The sequence below is a fragment of the Robertmurraya korlensis genome (assembly GCF_023715225.1).
Taxonomy (GTDB): domain Bacteria; phylum Bacillota; class Bacilli; order Bacillales; family Cytobacillaceae; genus Robertmurraya_A.
Genome location: NZ_JAMBNS010000001.1, coordinates 791,279 through 806,552 on the forward strand (window position 1 = coordinate 791,279; position 15,274 = coordinate 806,552).

Genomic DNA, 15,274 nt, shown 5'->3' on the forward strand with positions numbered 1-15,274 from the left:
TTCCCGATTGGAATAGGAAAATGCATAGAAATTGATCTATTTTTATCGTCAATTTTTGACAGACAAAATCCTACAAAAATCATGCTTGACTATATACAATAACGCCTTTTATCATTGTCCATTTTGGTTTTGATAAAAAATGGAATGGATGATGACTCCAAAGAACAAGGTCTGCTTCTTTACCAATTTCTATGCTTCCGATTTTATCATCGAGGCGTAAATTTCGTGCTGGTAATATAGTAATTCCTTCTAATGCCTTTTGCTCTGGTAATCCTTCTCGAGTAGCAATCGCTGCACAGATATTTAAGTACTGGATAGGGGTATATGGATGATCCGTAGTAATGGAGACTTCCACTCCGTGGTCCGTTAATTCTTGATACGTTTTCCAGCTTTTGTTTTTTAGTTCTACTTTTGAACGCCTTGTTAGGGTTGGGCCAACACTAACCTTAAGACCAATCCCTTGCAATTCTTCTGCAACAAGATGGCCTTCTGTACAATGTTCAATTCGTAAATCAAGGTTAAATTCTTCAGCAAATCGAACCGCCGAAATGATATCATCTGCCCGATGAGCATGTATACGAACTGGTATTTCCCGCTTTAATGCCATAACAATCGGGGCAATCCGTAACATATCTGGATTGTCACAATATTGAGCTTCTCTAAACTTTTCACGAAGCATTCCCATGATTCCCATTCTGGTGATCGAATCATTATTCCCTTGACTATGGATTCTCTTTGGATTTTCACCTAATGCAATTTTTAGTCCGGCTGTTTCTTGTGCAATCATCTTTTTAATGTTTTTTCCAAATGTCTTAATGACAGAGGTCGTCCCGCCTATAATGTTTGCGCTGCCTGGCATAACATGAGCCGTGGTGATTCCATGCTTGATTGCATCAGAAAAGGCAGGGTCAAGTGGGTACACACCATCTATGGCACGAACATGGGGACTCATCGGATCGATTGTTTCGTTTGCATCGTTTCCTGCCCAGCCTGTTCCTTCATCGTAAAGACCTAAGTGGGTATGAGTATCAATAAAACCCGGTAATAAAAAATAACCATTACAATCAATGATCTTTGTTGCACTATCTGAAGCAATTTTAGGATGTATTTTACTTATTTTACCATCTTCAATTAAAATATCCCCACAATAAATGGGTTTTGAAGTAATGGGATAAATATGAGCGTTTTTTAATAGTATTTTATTCATCTTTTCAACCTAACTTTCATTTATAATCTTTTACGAGTCAATCTCTCAAACTAAAAAGAATGGAAAAAACCCACCAGAAGGTGAGTGTATTAAAAAATTCTCATCAACTGTAGTATGATGATTAATAGTCCTAATATCCAAACATACACAGCAAAAAAACGTAAGGAGTGCTTCTTTAAGAAATTTATCATCCATACAACGGCAATATATCCAAATAAAGCAGAAGCAATGGTCGCAATAAGGAGACTGCTAAAGCTGATATTTTCAACCTGTCCCGATGCTAATTCTCCGAATTGTAAAACCACTCCACCAGCAATAGCAGGAATAGAAAGTAGAAATGAGAAGTAGGCAGCTGTTTCGCGATCAAGTTTTCTGAATAGACCCGCGGCAATAGTTAACCCTGAACGGGATACGGCAGGAAAGATAGCTGCAGCTTGGAAGGTTCCGATGAATAAAGCATCTCCGTATGTGATTGAATGTAGCGATTTTTCACCTCGACGTACACCCTCAGCAATCCATAAAATAATTCCAGTAATAATAAATTCCCAGCCAATGGTGATACCTGTCTTAGAGATAGAATCAAATAAATCACTTAATAAGAGCCCAACTATAACCGCTGGGATCGTACCAATGATAACAAGTTTAGAAAGCTTTCCAAAAGGATTCTTTATGATCGTAATGAGTTCATTTTTATAAATGACTAAAACCGCTAATAGCGTTCCGATATGTAGCATCGTATCTAAGAAAATACCCGCCTCATCAAGTCCAAATAAATGCCTTCCTAAATACAAGTGACCAGTACTAGAGATGGGAATAAATTCAGTTAATCCCTGTATAATACCGAGTACCAATGCTTCTATTTTAGACATCATTAGCTGCTTCACCTCTTTATAAGTTGACTACTATATATCTATGGCAGCATGTCCTGAACAAGAACTATCCAAGCCGGAATATTTGTACATAAATCTCCTGAAACCTTTCATAATTTCAACCGTAAATAATACTATAGGATAAAAAGGAGTGAATAGAATGCCAACAAATGAAGAAAGAACCTTGGCTGCTGCCATTTATGTGATTAGCTTTTTTACGGTGTTTATCGGGCCATTACTGATCTGGCTTATTAAAAAAGATTCTTCCCCATACATTGATTACCATGGAAAAGAGTACATGAACTTTTTTATCTCTTACACCGTCTACACGTTTGTTAGTGTTATTTTAATGATGATCTTAATTGGATTTTTAACCATTTGGGTAGTTGGACTGGCTGGATTTATCTTTACGATTATTGGGGCAATTAAAGCGTACGAGGGAACATCTTATCGAATACCGTTTATTTTCCGCCTCCTCCGATAATGTTCCACATATAAAGCCTAGAGGAATCTGGGCTTTTTTGTATGTAAGAAAAATAAAATTTGTTATAATATGTAAATGAAGGGTATGTAGAAAGGAAGTAATGATGTGTTTGTAGATGGAACAGGTCTTGTATTAGAAGGCGGCGGAATGCGCGGAGTATATACGGCAGGTGTGTTAGAAAGTTTTTTAGAAAATGGATTATCCTTTCCTTATGTTATAGGAGTGTCTGCAGGTGCTTGTAATGCTGCCTCGTATTTATCACAGCAAAAAGGGAGAAATAAAAGGGTGAATTTAGAGTATATATCCGATTCCCGTTATCTCTCTTTGCAAAATTATATAAAAAAACGGGAGTTATTTGGCATGGATTTCATCTTCAATGAAATTCCATCAAGGCTAATACCATTTGACTTCGAATCCTTTTATCAAAATAATACAGAATTTGTGATTGGAACAACCGACTGTGCATCGGGTGAACCTGTGTATTTTAATAAAAGTGATTATGGTCAAGAAATGCTGACCGTATTGAAGGCGTCGAGCTCTCTTCCATTTGTATCACAAGAAATATTTTATAAAGGTAAATACTTACTAGATGGAGGAATTAGTGATTCAATTCCATTAAAAAAGGCTAAGAGTGATGGTTATGAGAAGAATGTTGTTGTATTAACTAGAAACGATGGGTACACAAAAAAACCATCCCGATTTGGTTTTCTTGTAAAAAAGAGGTATCCTCACTATCCCGGTCTTCAACGAGCATTAACACGCCGGTATCAAATGTATAATGACACAATAAATGAAATTATTCGGGAAGAAAAGAAAGGAAATATAATGGTTATCCGACCATCAAGCCCAATAAAGGTTGGCCGATTAGAGAGAAATGCGACGAGACTAGAAGAATTATATCAACAAGGATACGAGGATGGCCTTGCTAGTATCCATGCTATTATGAAGCTTTAAGCAATTACAAAAAAATGAGTTTCATAGATTGGTTTTGTTTTGAATACACTGTAAAACATTAGCAGGGAGGAGATTAAAATGACGGTATGGGTCTTACTTGCACTTACACCTTTTATTACTCTCTTGTTTCTTGAAGAGGTTATTCAATTCTTTTATCAGCGTTATGTGTATGGGGCTGGAAAGGTAGAAAAGAAACTATCATTTTATATTGGGATATGTTTGAAAAAAGTGAAGAATGTAATTCAACGCACAAAAGTAAGGGTGCAAGGTTAATAAGAAGTATCATGAATAGAGAAACAGTTTCATAGAATGAATTAGGGAAATTTTTTCTAAGGAGACTGTTTTATGAAAATCCATAACTATTATCACTACGCAGCAATAACGAGTTTACATGCGAGCATTGTTGCACTAATACCACCATTTTTATTAGTTTGTATCGGAGTTACTCTAAAACAACATCAAAGTGTGCTCCTATTAACTCTGCCTTTTATTGTGTATAGTTTCATATCTTATCAAATATTTTTAGTCAATAAACATAGAATGGGAGATTCGGATGAGCCGGTTATTGAGACAACAGGAGAGTCAATTGTAGGTTCTTCCATGGCTATTCAGTTTCTTCCTGCCCCCTCTTTAAGGATGCTTCTATTTAACAAAAACGGTCAACTTAGTGCGGAAATAAAGGATCTTTATCAATACAAATTTAGATGGCTTCTCCCTTATTTTATAGATCAATTTTTCCCGAAAACGTATACCTTTTCAAAGTCTCATGGAGGAGAGTTATACACATTTATACTTAAAGGTAAGAATATATTAATAATGAATAATATGGATGATAAATGTATCGCGAGTATTCAAAGGAAGTCTATTAAAAGGTATGTTGTAGAAACAAATATTGCTAATAAGGAAGTAATCGTTCAATCCTCTTCCTTTTTTATGGACATCAAACTATACAATTCTCAAGGAGAAATATTGGCAAGAGTGAGACGAGGTTTTCTACCGCGTATATATGACAAGCATATTAAAGATGAAAATACACCCATTCTTACATTTAGTGAAGAAGTAACCGACCTCGATAAAGTGATACTCCTTTCTATTTTGACCAAGATTTATCGCTATAGAAATCATTGAGCAGTGAGATAGAATAATTCAAGTAGTTATAGTATGATGAAACCAACTTCAACCTGGGGTTGGTTTTTATTGTGGGGGATTTGCAATGAGAAAATTTATGATCATCATTACGTTGATTGTCTTAGTACTGTTTGTCGTTGACAAGTTTGTATTAAAAGAGAAGGGTTTAATTAACAAAGTAGAAGAAAATAAATACGAAGTAATTAAAGATGCTGACACCCTTCCAGTAGGAATAAAAGTGGAGAATCAAGCACCTAACTTTCGAGTGAAGGATTTAAGCGGGAACCAAGTGAGCCTGGCAGATTATCGAGGAAAAAAGGTTCTGTTGAACTTTTGGGCAAGTTGGTGTCCACCTTGTAAGGCTGAAATGCCACATATGGAAGAGTTGTATAAAGAACACAAGGAAGATGGATTTGTTATTCTTGCGTTGAACATGACAAACACGGAAGATAGCCTTGAGGACGTAACTACCTTCGTGGAGGAACAAAAGTTGACCTTTCCCATTTTATTAGATGAAAAAGGAGAAGTCTCTGCTGAATATGAAATCTTGGCCTATCCAACAAGTTATTTTATTGATTCTTCAGGAGTCATAAGAAATAAAGTGACCGGTGCTCTTGATAAAGAAAAAATGGATAAAGAATTGATGCGACTACCATAACTAGGAATTGGCAGTAAGGGCAAAATGTGATAAAATATCTGTTTGTGGCTGACTCATATTTACTGAGTGAAAGCGGGTAGGGAGAGGGCTAATTAAATAGATTGGAATCCATATGATAAGTGCATGGTTACACCGTTTTTTTAGGATTGAAGCGCATGAATCATCCATTCAAAAGGAGATAGCTGCAGGAACGATTGGCTTTTTCACGATTGTGTATATTGTTGCTGTTAATTCGCTTATCTTATCTGAAGCAGGTATTCCGCTTGAAGGAGCAATAATCGCGACTATTCTTACGTCAGTTGTCGGTTGTCTTCTCATGGGCTTGTGGGCGAATGCACCAATTATTCTTGTTCCAGGAATGGGAATTAACGCACTGTTTTCTTATACCCTCGTGCAAACAATGGGTCTTACCTGGCAGGAAGCTTTAGCGGTTGTATTTGTATCAGGAATTATGTTTATGATTGTTGCCTTTACTAGCTTATCTATTAAACTTAGTCAGGCAATCCCACAGTCATTGAAGGAAGCAATAACGGTAGGCTTAGGGCTATTCCTCATGTTTATTGGTCTAGAAAAAGCCGGCTTAGTTGTAAAGGGAACCAATAGTTTAATAGCACTTGGTGCGTTAAACGAACCTAGTGTATTGGCTTCTATTTTTACCTTTGTTATTGCCGTTATTTTGTTTTTAAGAGGAGTTCCGGGAAACTTCCTGATAACGGTAGCGTTTGGAACAATGATTGCTTGGGCTTTTGGAATCATTGATGTTTCTGGGGAAAATCAAGCAAGCTTCACCATCAGCGAATATCTAGCAGTTTTTGGGGCTATGTCGTTTGCTAAGATCCTTACTTTTTCTTTTTGGGTTGCAGTATTTTCATTATCGATGGTACTAATATTTGAAAATATCGGATTGGTTCATGGCCACGCTCAATTTATCAATCGTCCAGAAAAGTTTTCCAAAGGTTTACAAGCGAATTCTGTTTCTGCTTTTGTTTCAGCAATTTTCGGAACAAGTCCAACCGTTTCGACAGTGGAGAGTATATCGAGTATGGCTGCAGGTGGAAAAACAGGGTTAACTGCTGTAACAACAGGTCTTTTATTTGCTGCATCTGCATTTTTTATTCCGGTTTTTAAGTGGATACCAGATTCGGCAATCGCACCTATTCTCATTATTATTGGTGGACTAATGCTTCAAAATATCCGAAACCTTGACATGAAGGATTTAAGTGAGAGCTTTCCTGCGTTGATAATGATTGTGATGATCCCATTCACGTATAGCATTGCGGACGGAATAGCAATCGGATTTATTTTATATCCGCTCGTAAAAATTTCAATAGGAAAAGCAAAAGACGTGTCAGTTCCCCTTTATGTTATCGCCTTTTTATTCCTTGTAAATTTCTTTACACATTATATATGATTAATAAGGAGCATCTCTTTTTTTGAGATGCTCCTTATTTTTATTTTTAGGATAATAAATATTTTCTTTCCTACAAACTTCGACAGTATCTATGATTTACCTCCGATAAAATATAAATATTCGCCAAAGAGCAATGGTCGGAGGGAGTAAAGATGGAAGTTTTTGTTGCAAGGCAGCCGATATTTAATCAGCAAGAAGGGATATTTGCTTACGAGCTGCTTTATCGAAATAATCATGTTAATGAATTTCCAAATGTAGATGGTGACCAAGCTACCACTGAGTTAATTATTAATAGCTTTTTAAATATTGGGATAGATGCTCTTTCTGAAGGAAGGCCTTGTTTTATTAATTTTACAGAGAAGCTTTTAGATATGAAGTTACCTTCCTATGTAAGTTCAAAGAACATAGTCGTAGAGCTTGTTGAAACTACACGCCCCAGTAGAAATCTATTAGAAATTCTAAAAGAAATGAAGAAAAGTCATTATAAAATTGCGATTAATTCTAGCTTGCTTGATGAATTGAACCCCTATTCTAATATCATTTTAGAACAGGCGGATTTTATAAAAGTAGACTTCCAAAAAACAGATAAGAACTTACGCCAGTGCATAAATAAAAAGGCATTGAATACTGATACAACCTTAATCGCAGAGAAAATAGAAACCAATGAAGAATATTTGGAAGCGAAATCTAGTGGTTATAGTCTGTTTCAAGGCTATTACTTTGCAAAACCTGCAATTTTCTCAACTTTTGATATCCCTGCTTGTTTTACCTCTTATGTTGATATGAGAGCATTTATATCGAAGGAAAAGACTTCTGTTCATGATATAGTTGACTTTATTGAAAGAGATCCTTCACTATCATATAAAATATTAAAATTGATTAATTCACCGGCTAATAAATTAAAAGAAAAAATCTATCATATTCGTCAAGCGGTCGAACAGTTTGGACCTTTTGAAATAGAGAATTGGATCTATGTTTTGGCAGCAAGAGAAGAATTAACCCAAACCTCTAGCATCTCCTTAGACGTGGCAAAACTATGCTTAACAAGAGGGAGGCTGTGCGAAGAAATTGGGAGAATACGGAATGGTCAATCCGAAAAAATACCAGGGTACTTTATGACAGGTATTTTTTCTTTTATGAATGGGGTCAAGGCCATTCCAATAGAGAAAATGATTGATTCACTTCCGGTAAATGAGGAAATGGTCCAAGCGTTAATGGGAGTGCAAAACGAGTATAAAGATGTGTTGGACCTCGCTGTTGCCGTTGAAAAAGCACAATGGAAAATGATCGGAGATATATGTAAAAAGCTTGAAATCATGGAAACAGATTTATTCAAACTATATGCTGAAGCAATCAATTGGTCTAACCGCATGGTTGTAGAAGATATTTGTTATCTTTAAAATACAAACATAATGCTCTACACGAATACTTTATTGTACAATAGAGGAAATGTAGAATATTAATATGTATGTTTACGGAGGTTTGAATGTGATTTTAGAATTATTAAAATGTCATGGATCAAATAATGACTTCCTCATCATTGATGAAATGACAAATCCATTATTTACTGAGCAACAGCGTTCCGAGCTGGCACTACTTCTTTGTAATAGAGAAAAAGGAGTAGGAGCTGATGGGATCTTATTTGTACTGAGTAGTGAAGATTTTGATGCCAAAATGAGGGTATTTAATGCAGATGGCTCAGAGGCGTCTATGTGTGGAAATGGATTACGCTGTGTAGCCCGTTATGTTTGTGAAAAACTTTCCATCCAAAGTGCGGTCATAGAAACGATGAAAGCAAATTTGGAAGTGAATGAGCAAGAAAGCATACTTGGAGAAATCCCAACCTATCAGGTAGAAATCTCTCCGGTTTCTTTTGAACTTAAAGATCTTCCATTAAATTTGAATCAAAAAACATTAATAGATGAATCAATTCAAGATCTTTCAGAAATTAAGTTTACTGCTGTAGCTGTACCAAACCCTCATCTGATTGGAATTGTGACAAAAGATCAAATACAATCAAAAATACAAAAAGAGTTGAGTGAAAAGGTAAATGGCCCAAACGAGTTTTTTCCAGATGGAGTAAATGTGAGCTTCGTAAAGCCGCTTCAGGAAGGCAGTATCTTTGTCCGTACATTTGAAAGAGGAGTAGGGTTTACGAATGCTTGCGGAACAGCGATGTCTGCTTCTACGCTGGTTACTTGTTTACTTGGCCTAAATGAGTTTGAACAGCCGGTAGATGTGTTTAACCCAGGTGGCAAGGTGCGTTGTGTTGCACATAAAGTGGACGAATCTTTTAAAATTGACCTAATCGGAAATGCTACCTTTACACATCGCTTCCAAATAGAAGTTCAGTTGGAACAAAAAGTATTTTCTTATGTGAAAATGGAAGAAATCACAAAAGAAATCAGTCAATATAAGACCTTGGAAGAACATTCAAAACAAGTATTAAATGAATGGATGTAAGGTAAGCCGGGTATCCCGGCTATTTTTTTTGTTTTAAAAATTCAAGAATGGGTGAAAAGTTTTGCTTTTCTTTCGTCTCGAAATAGGATTGAAACGGGTCACCTTTTTCATTGATACGCTTCACCATGTTTAAAATCGTAAAATCCTCCATACGAAGTTCGTCGGTTACTTCATCCCAAAATAAGGGAGTTGCTAAAGCAGCAGTCTCATTTCCCCTAGCAGAATAAGGTGCCACAATGGTTTTCCCTTCGGCATGTTGAATATAATCAATATACAATTTGTTTTGCCTATTTTTCTTTAAGCGTTCAATAGTGAATGAATCAGGAGCTTTCGAGATTAAATATTCGGCGATGAATTCTGTAAACAGTCTTGTATCATCGTAAGAAAATTCATTTTCAGGAAGTGGGAGATAAATCTGTAGCCCTTTATTTCCTGACGTTTTTACAAAACCAGTAAGATTCAAATGGTCGAGAACTTCTTTTATCATTTGAGCAGCTTTAATAGCAAGTTTAAACTCCTTCCTAGAAGGTGGATCCAAATCTAACACAATTTCACTTGGTCCGTGACTAGATAGAGTTTGAAAAGGGATATGGAACTCAAATGCCAGCTGGTTACCTAACCATAATAACGTTTTTAAATTATTGCAAACGATATAATTGATTCCCTCGTGTAAGGTGGTTTGAACGAAATTAGGTGCATAGTCAGGGCAATTTTTTTGATAGAAAGCTTCACCGAACATCCCATGTGGATAACGAATAACGGTTAATAATCGATTATGTAAAAATGGCAATAAATATGGTGAAATTTCCTGTAAATAACGAATAAAATCAATCTTTTTTACCGATGGCTTCTCCCACAACGGCTTATCTGGATGTGTAACATCAATATCCTGAGGCATATTCTTTTGCTGATGAACAAATTTATCAAACGTACAATCCTCAGGTGAAAGATCAAATCGAAACCGTTCAAAATGTGGTTCGCGCATTTGTTCATCATAAAGTTCTAAATACTTGATCTCTAAGCAGATCGCGGGTTGAACGAAGATGAAACGGTCATCCTCATTTGTTTTATTTTCTTTAATAATTTGAAAAAGAGCTTGTTTTTCCTCAGGCTTAATCCCAAATAAAAATTGTCCGATTGGATATATATTGGTATCTTTGTATACTCCAACATAAAAATACCCATTTGACTTTTCATATGCCGTTACAAAGCAGGAAACGTATTTAAAGTTTTTAAACTTCAGCCAAAGAGTAGTTCGTTTGCCTTCCTCCCATTGATTTGTATCTTGCTTAGCCACAATACCTTCACCATCATGTAAAACGACTTGTTCCCATACGGCTTGATAATCTCTAGAAGCGGGAATTAGCTGAATTAAATTTGTACTTGCGGGGTTGGGAGTAGTGGGCAAGTGGCAATCTTCAAAAAGCTTAAGAAGTGCTTTTTTTCGATCAACATAATGCTTATCTCTGTATGATTTTCCGTTTAATGATAATAAGTCAAATACAAGGAACCGGCATGGGTGATGTAATGCTTTTTCAAGTATTTTTTTTTCGCTGCGCATTCTGCCACGAACTTGAATGCTGCTAAACTGTGCTTTATATTCATTTTCAAGATATACTAACTCCCCGTCGAGCACCAGGGGTAGAAATTCTTTAAACAATTCATTGTTTTTTTCTAAATAGAGTTTAATTTCTGGGAAAATTTCAAGTAAGGAGTTCCCGTTTCTGCTTATTAATTTTATTTCCTTATCCCAAAATAATAGGGCACGAAAACCATCGTATTTTACTTCGTAATTCCAATTATCACCCTGTGGTACATCGAATGTTAAAGTAGGTAGCATTGGTTTCACACGAATCACTCTCCTTACCTTTTAGTTTTCCTATATCATCATTTCCTTACTCTTTTTCCAAATAGTAAGTAGGATAATGTGTTAGTTAAAACAAAAAATAATAAAAATGGCTAATAGGAATGGAGAATGTACATGCATACAATTTGGAAAGGGAGTATTAGCTTTGGGCTTGTAAATATCCCCATCAAGCTTCATTCGGCAACAGAAGATAAGGACATCAAGCTTCGGACATTACACAAGAAATGTCACTCTCCAATTAAATATGAAAAAACTTGTCCTGTCTGCGATGAAGAAGTGAAGCAAGAGGAAATTGTTCGAGCTTTTGAGTATACAAAAGGGAAATTCGTCATTCTAGAAGATGAGGATTTCAATAAATTAAAAAAAGAGAATGAAGAAAAGGCTGTTGAAATTATTGATTTCGTAAAAATGGAGGAAATCGATCCAATCTATTATGATCGAAGCTATTATATGTCCCCTAGTGATGGTGGTGGAAAAGCATATTCCTTACTCAGAAAGGCGCTTCAAGAATCAGAAAAGGTGGGTCTAGCAAAAATTATCATTCGTTCAAAAGAACAAATGGCTGTCATACGAGTGTATGAAAACTCATTAGTAATGGAAACCATTCATTTTCCAGATGAGGTAAGATCCGCTGCTGATGTACCAAATGTACCCGCGGAAGACAAAGTAACAGAAAAGGAACTTGATACCGCAATTATGTTAATCGATCAGTTAACTACAACGTTTAATCCGGAAAAATACACGGATGATTATCGAACCGCATTAATGGAATTGATTGAATCCAAGCGTTCAGGTAAGGAAATTGTCACACCAGTTGAAAAAGAACAAAAGTCAAATGTCACAGATCTAATGGCTGCGCTACAAGCGTCAATTGATAAAACAAAACCGAAACAAGCGACCACCGAAGCTCCTAAGAAAAAACGAACAACAGTCAAAGTAAAAAAACAGGCATAAGAGAAAAAGTCAACCAGCTATAAGGTTGACTTTTTTATTTGCATAGTATTAACGTTTGAAAAAGTCCTTGAGAATTACGTTCATACAAAATAAGATAATAATTAAGGATGTGAGAAGATGAACCAAAAAATTTTGCCGGCATCATCAAATTTAAAGGATTTTGAGTTATTTTTAAAAAGCTCGTATCGAGTAGGAATATTCCTTGAAACGCATATCGCCCAGTTGAAAAATATTAATCAATTGGCAAAGGCACATGGAAAGGACATGATCTTCCATGTTGATATGATTCATGGTCTGAAAAATGATGATTATGGAACAGAATATATTTGTCAGGAAATTAAGCCGTATGGAATTATTTCTACCAAATCAAGTGTCATTTTAAAAGCAAAACAAAAAGGCGTAATTGCAGTTCAAAGAATTTTTTTGATTGATTCCCATGCACTAGAAAAAAGCTATAAACTAGTGAATAAAACGAAGCCAGATTATATTGAAGTACTCCCCGGAGCTATGCCCTGGATGATAAAAGAAGTGAAAAATAGACTAGATACTCCAATTTTTGCTGGTGGTCTTATTCGTACGTTCGATGAAGTAGATAATGCATTAAAGGCAGGTGCTACGTCTATTACCACTTCGAAAAAGGAACTTTGGGACTTATTTTAAACTATTAAACTATTTATAAATTTTAGCAAATTTTTCATATAGTTATTGACAGCGTTTTCAAAGGTTTGTATACTGTAAATACAAGTTAATCATTTGTGACGGAGAATAGGAGACTCACGCAGATACCTAAATGGTGTATTCTGTCGTGGGTCTTTTTTGATGTTTCAAAGTGGTGGCTTGAGATTTTCAAAAATAGAAAGGGGTATGTGTATGTCGCCGTTTTTAGGTGAAGTGATTGGAACAATGATCTTGATTGTATTTGGTGCGGGAATTGGAGCGGGTTCTTCTCTAAAGGGGAGTTACTCCAACAATCCTGGTTGGATTGTGATTACTCTAGCGTGGGGGCTAGCAGTAACAATGGCTGTTTTTGCAGTAGGCTCTATTAGTGGGGCGCATTTAAATCCTGCTGTAACGGTTGCACTTGCAGTGAATGGAAGTTTTCCTTGGGCAGATGTACCGAGTTACATAATTGCTCAATTGCTTGGTGCAATAATAGGTGCTGCTTTAGTATTTTTACATTATCTTCCTCATTGGAAAGGTACAGAAGACCCTGGAACGAAGTTAGGTGTATTTGCAACTGGTCCTGCTATTCCGCATACATTCTCAAACGTATTTAGTGAGATGTTTGGTACTTTTATATTAGTATTAGGATTATTATTTATCGGAGCTAATAATTTCACAGAAGGACTTAATCCGATTGCAGTGGGGATGTTAATTGTGGTAATTGGAATGTCACTTGGAGGAACCACTGGGTATGCAATAAACCCCGCTCGTGATCTAGGTCCAAGAATTGCGCATTTTCTACTTCCTATTCCAGGTAAGGGTGGATCGAACTGGACCTATTCCTGGATTCCAGTTGTTGGCCCAATTCTTGGTGGTGCATTAGGTGCAGTTTTTTATAAAACAGTCTTTCTAGGAGAAGCAGGTACCTACACTTGGCCGGTAGTAGGCGCTTCAATAGTGGTTCTTTCATTATCATATGTTTTTGGTAAAAAACAATCAAGTAATTCGACTGCCTCACAAGCAGCTTAAATTTTATCTATTATTAGGGGGAACTTTTAATGGAAAAGTACATCTTATCGTTGGACCAAGGTACAACAAGCTCGAGAGCAATTTTGTTTAACAAAGAGGGAGAAATTGTTCACGTAGCTCAGAAAGAATTTACTCAAATTTTTCCTAAGCCAGGTTGGGTTGAGCATAATGCAAGCGAAATTTGGGGGTCTATATTAGCTGTTATTGCGAGTGTTTTGTCAGAATCGAATGTGAAGCCAGAGCAAATTGCTGGATTGGGGATTACAAACCAACGTGAGACTGCTGTTGTTTGGGATAAGGAAACAGGACTTCCTGTCTACAATGCGATTGTTTGGCAATCAAGACAAACAAGTGGAATTTGTGATGAGTTAAGAGCGAAGGGATATAATGATTTATTCCGTGATAAAACGGGTCTTCTTATTGATGCTTATTTCTCCGGAACAAAGGTCAAATGGATTCTTGACAATGTAGAGGGTGCGCGTGAAAAGGCAGATCAAGGAAAACTCTTATTTGGTACTATTGATACGTGGCTCGTCTGGAAGCTGTCTGGTGGGAAAGCCCATGTTACCGATTACTCGAATGCTTCTCGTACATTAATGTATAATATATACGATTTAAAATGGGATGAGGAACTTCTTGAAATTTTATCGGTTCCAAAATCAATGCTACCTGAAGTCCGTCCTTCGTCAGAAGTGTATGCACATACGGTTGATTATCATTTCTTTGGACATGAGGTTCCGATTGCAGGGATTGCTGGAGACCAACAGGCTGCTTTGTTTGGTCAGGCTTGTTTTGGCGAGGGAATGGCTAAGAATACGTATGGAACTGGTTGCTTTATGCTTATGAACACGGGTGAAAAAGCAGTGAAATCCGACAATGGCTTATTGACAACGTTAGCATGGGGTGTTGACGGAAAAGTTGAGTATGCGCTTGAAGGTAGTATCTTCGTTGCAGGCTCTGCTATTCAATGGCTTCGTGATGGACTTAGAATGTTAAAAAATGCTGGTGATAGTGAAGGTTATGCGTCAAAAGTAGAATCAACGGAAGGCGTGTACGTAGTTCCAGCTTTTGTTGGATTGGGTACACCTTATTGGGATAGCGATGTTCGTGGTGCAGTGTTTGGGTTAACAAGAGGAACTTCGAAAGAGCATTTTGTCCGTGCTACGCTAGAATCATTAGCTTATCAAACAAGGGATGTTCTTTCTGCAATGGAAGCGGATTCCGGTATTGAACTTAAAGCGTTAAGAGTAGATGGTGGGGCTGTAAAGAATGACTTTTTGATGAGGTTCCAATCGGATATTTTAAACGTACCAGTGGAAAGGCCTAAAGTAAATGAAACAACCGCACTTGGTGCTGCTTACTTAGCTGGATTAGCGGTTGGGTATTGGGAAAGCAAAGATGATATCGCTAAGCAATGGGCGGTGGATCGTGCTTTTGAACCGGCAATGGATTCTGATAAGAGGGAAGAGCTTTATTCTGGATGGAAAAAAGCAGTTCATGCAACAATGGCATTTAAATAATAGTTTGAAGTGATAAATGTTTACCAATGACAGACAGTTTGGTATACTAAAGATAAGTTAATCATTC

Annotated in this window: 15 protein-coding genes; 12 read left to right on the forward strand and 3 right to left on the reverse strand. The window is 36.6% G+C overall.

All coding sequences use genetic code 11. The annotated features are described in order from the left end of the window. Positions 1–79: 79 nt before the first annotated feature. Both M3175_RS04300 and M3175_RS04305 read right to left on the reverse strand, forming a co-directional pair. Positions 80–1,207, reverse strand: a complete 1,128-nt coding sequence (locus tag M3175_RS04300) for an amidohydrolase (protein WP_251515120.1) — start codon at positions 1,205–1,207, stop codon at positions 80–82. A gap of 89 nt (positions 1,208–1,296) precedes the next feature. Then, positions 1,297–2,076 carry an undecaprenyl-diphosphate phosphatase gene (locus M3175_RS04305; RefSeq protein ID WP_251515323.1) on the reverse strand — a complete coding sequence of 260 codons (780 nt, stop codon included), beginning with the start codon at positions 2,074–2,076 and terminating at the stop codon, positions 1,297–1,299. 160 nt (positions 2,077–2,236) lie between these two features. Here M3175_RS04305 and M3175_RS04310 point away from each other — a divergent pair, with 160 nt between their 5' ends. The 8 genes from M3175_RS04310 (at position 2,237) to dapF (ending at position 9,174) form a co-directional block, all read left to right on the forward strand. Continuing rightward, positions 2,237–2,560, forward strand: coding sequence for a DUF4870 domain-containing protein (locus tag M3175_RS04310; protein WP_251515122.1), 324 nt, complete (start codon positions 2,237–2,239; stop codon positions 2,558–2,560). A 105-nt stretch (positions 2,561–2,665) separates the two neighbouring features. Next, positions 2,666–3,514, forward strand: coding sequence for a patatin-like phospholipase family protein (locus tag M3175_RS04315; protein WP_371321653.1), 849 nt, complete (start codon positions 2,666–2,668; stop codon positions 3,512–3,514). Positions 3,515–3,592: 78 nt separating this feature from the next. Next, a complete protein-coding gene (locus M3175_RS04320; protein WP_251515124.1) occupies positions 3,593–3,787 on the forward strand; it encodes a hypothetical protein in 195 nt (64 codons plus the stop codon). A gap of 72 nt (positions 3,788–3,859) precedes the next feature. Beyond that, positions 3,860–4,642 (forward strand): hypothetical protein, encoded by a 783-nt coding sequence (locus tag M3175_RS04325; protein WP_251515127.1) that lies wholly within the window; start codon positions 3,860–3,862, stop codon positions 4,640–4,642. A gap of 85 nt (positions 4,643–4,727) precedes the next feature. Then, positions 4,728–5,300, forward strand: a complete 573-nt coding sequence (locus tag M3175_RS04330) for a TlpA disulfide reductase family protein (protein WP_251515130.1) — start codon at positions 4,728–4,730, stop codon at positions 5,298–5,300. 115 nt (positions 5,301–5,415) lie between these two features. Further along, a complete protein-coding gene (locus tag M3175_RS04335; protein WP_251515325.1) occupies positions 5,416–6,711 on the forward strand; it encodes an NCS2 family permease in 1,296 nt (431 codons plus the stop codon). A 152-nt stretch (positions 6,712–6,863) separates the two neighbouring features. Then, entirely contained in the window at positions 6,864–8,111 is a 1,248-nt protein-coding gene (locus tag M3175_RS04340; RefSeq protein ID WP_251515133.1) for an EAL and HDOD domain-containing protein, read from the forward strand. Between the two features lie 88 nt (positions 8,112–8,199). Continuing rightward, positions 8,200–9,174, forward strand: a complete 975-nt coding sequence (gene dapF / locus M3175_RS04345; protein WP_251515136.1) for a diaminopimelate epimerase — start codon at positions 8,200–8,202, stop codon at positions 9,172–9,174. A gap of 19 nt (positions 9,175–9,193) precedes the next feature. On the opposite strand, the gene M3175_RS04350 is transcribed toward dapF, so the two are convergent. Further along, positions 9,194–11,023 carry a DNA ligase D gene (locus tag M3175_RS04350; protein ID WP_251515137.1) on the reverse strand — a complete coding sequence of 610 codons (1,830 nt, stop codon included), beginning with the start codon at positions 11,021–11,023 and terminating at the stop codon, positions 9,194–9,196. Between the two features lie 132 nt (positions 11,024–11,155). Here M3175_RS04350 and ku point away from each other — a divergent pair, with 132 nt between their 5' ends. The 4 genes from ku to glpK all read left to right on the forward strand — a co-directional run bounded on the left by ku (position 11,156) and on the right by glpK (position 15,207). Continuing rightward, positions 11,156–11,995 carry a non-homologous end joining protein Ku gene (gene ku, locus M3175_RS04355; protein WP_251515139.1) on the forward strand — a complete coding sequence of 280 codons (840 nt, stop codon included), beginning with the start codon at positions 11,156–11,158 and terminating at the stop codon, positions 11,993–11,995. Positions 11,996–12,112: 117 nt separating this feature from the next. Next, the gene (locus M3175_RS04360; RefSeq protein ID WP_251515141.1) at positions 12,113–12,655 is read left to right on the forward strand and encodes a glycerol-3-phosphate responsive antiterminator; all 543 of its coding nucleotides are present in this window, start codon (positions 12,113–12,115) and stop codon (positions 12,653–12,655) included. A 210-nt stretch (positions 12,656–12,865) separates the two neighbouring features. Continuing rightward, positions 12,866–13,687: an MIP/aquaporin family protein gene (locus M3175_RS04365; protein WP_251515143.1), complete on the forward strand. Its 822-nt coding sequence runs from the start codon at positions 12,866–12,868 to the stop codon at positions 13,685–13,687. A gap of 29 nt (positions 13,688–13,716) precedes the next feature. Next, a complete protein-coding gene (gene glpK / locus M3175_RS04370) occupies positions 13,717–15,207 on the forward strand; it encodes a glycerol kinase GlpK (RefSeq protein WP_251515145.1) in 1,491 nt (496 codons plus the stop codon). Positions 15,208–15,274: the final 67 nt, after the last annotated feature.

Excerpts from the sequence above, each read along its gene's own strand:
- M3175_RS04300 (WP_251515120.1), bottom strand. The coding sequence starts at position 1,207 with ATGAATAAAATACTATTAAAAAACGCTCATATTTATCCCATTACTTCA.
- M3175_RS04305 (WP_251515323.1), bottom strand. The coding sequence starts at position 2,076 with ATGTCTAAAATAGAAGCATTGGTACTCGGTATTATACAGGGATTAACT.
- M3175_RS04310 (WP_251515122.1), top strand. The coding sequence starts at position 2,237 with ATGCCAACAAATGAAGAAAGAACCTTGGCTGCTGCCATTTATGTGATT.
- M3175_RS04320 (WP_251515124.1), top strand. The coding sequence starts at position 3,593 with ATGACGGTATGGGTCTTACTTGCACTTACACCTTTTATTACTCTCTTG.
- M3175_RS04325 (WP_251515127.1), top strand. The coding sequence starts at position 3,860 with ATGAAAATCCATAACTATTATCACTACGCAGCAATAACGAGTTTACAT.
- M3175_RS04330 (WP_251515130.1), top strand. The coding sequence starts at position 4,728 with ATGAGAAAATTTATGATCATCATTACGTTGATTGTCTTAGTACTGTTT.
- M3175_RS04340 (WP_251515133.1), top strand. The coding sequence starts at position 6,864 with ATGGAAGTTTTTGTTGCAAGGCAGCCGATATTTAATCAGCAAGAAGGG.
- ku (WP_251515139.1), top strand. The coding sequence starts at position 11,156 with ATGCATACAATTTGGAAAGGGAGTATTAGCTTTGGGCTTGTAAATATC.
- M3175_RS04360 (WP_251515141.1), top strand. The coding sequence starts at position 12,113 with ATGAACCAAAAAATTTTGCCGGCATCATCAAATTTAAAGGATTTTGAG.
- M3175_RS04365 (WP_251515143.1), top strand. The coding sequence starts at position 12,866 with ATGTCGCCGTTTTTAGGTGAAGTGATTGGAACAATGATCTTGATTGTA.
- glpK (WP_251515145.1), top strand. The coding sequence starts at position 13,717 with ATGGAAAAGTACATCTTATCGTTGGACCAAGGTACAACAAGCTCGAGA.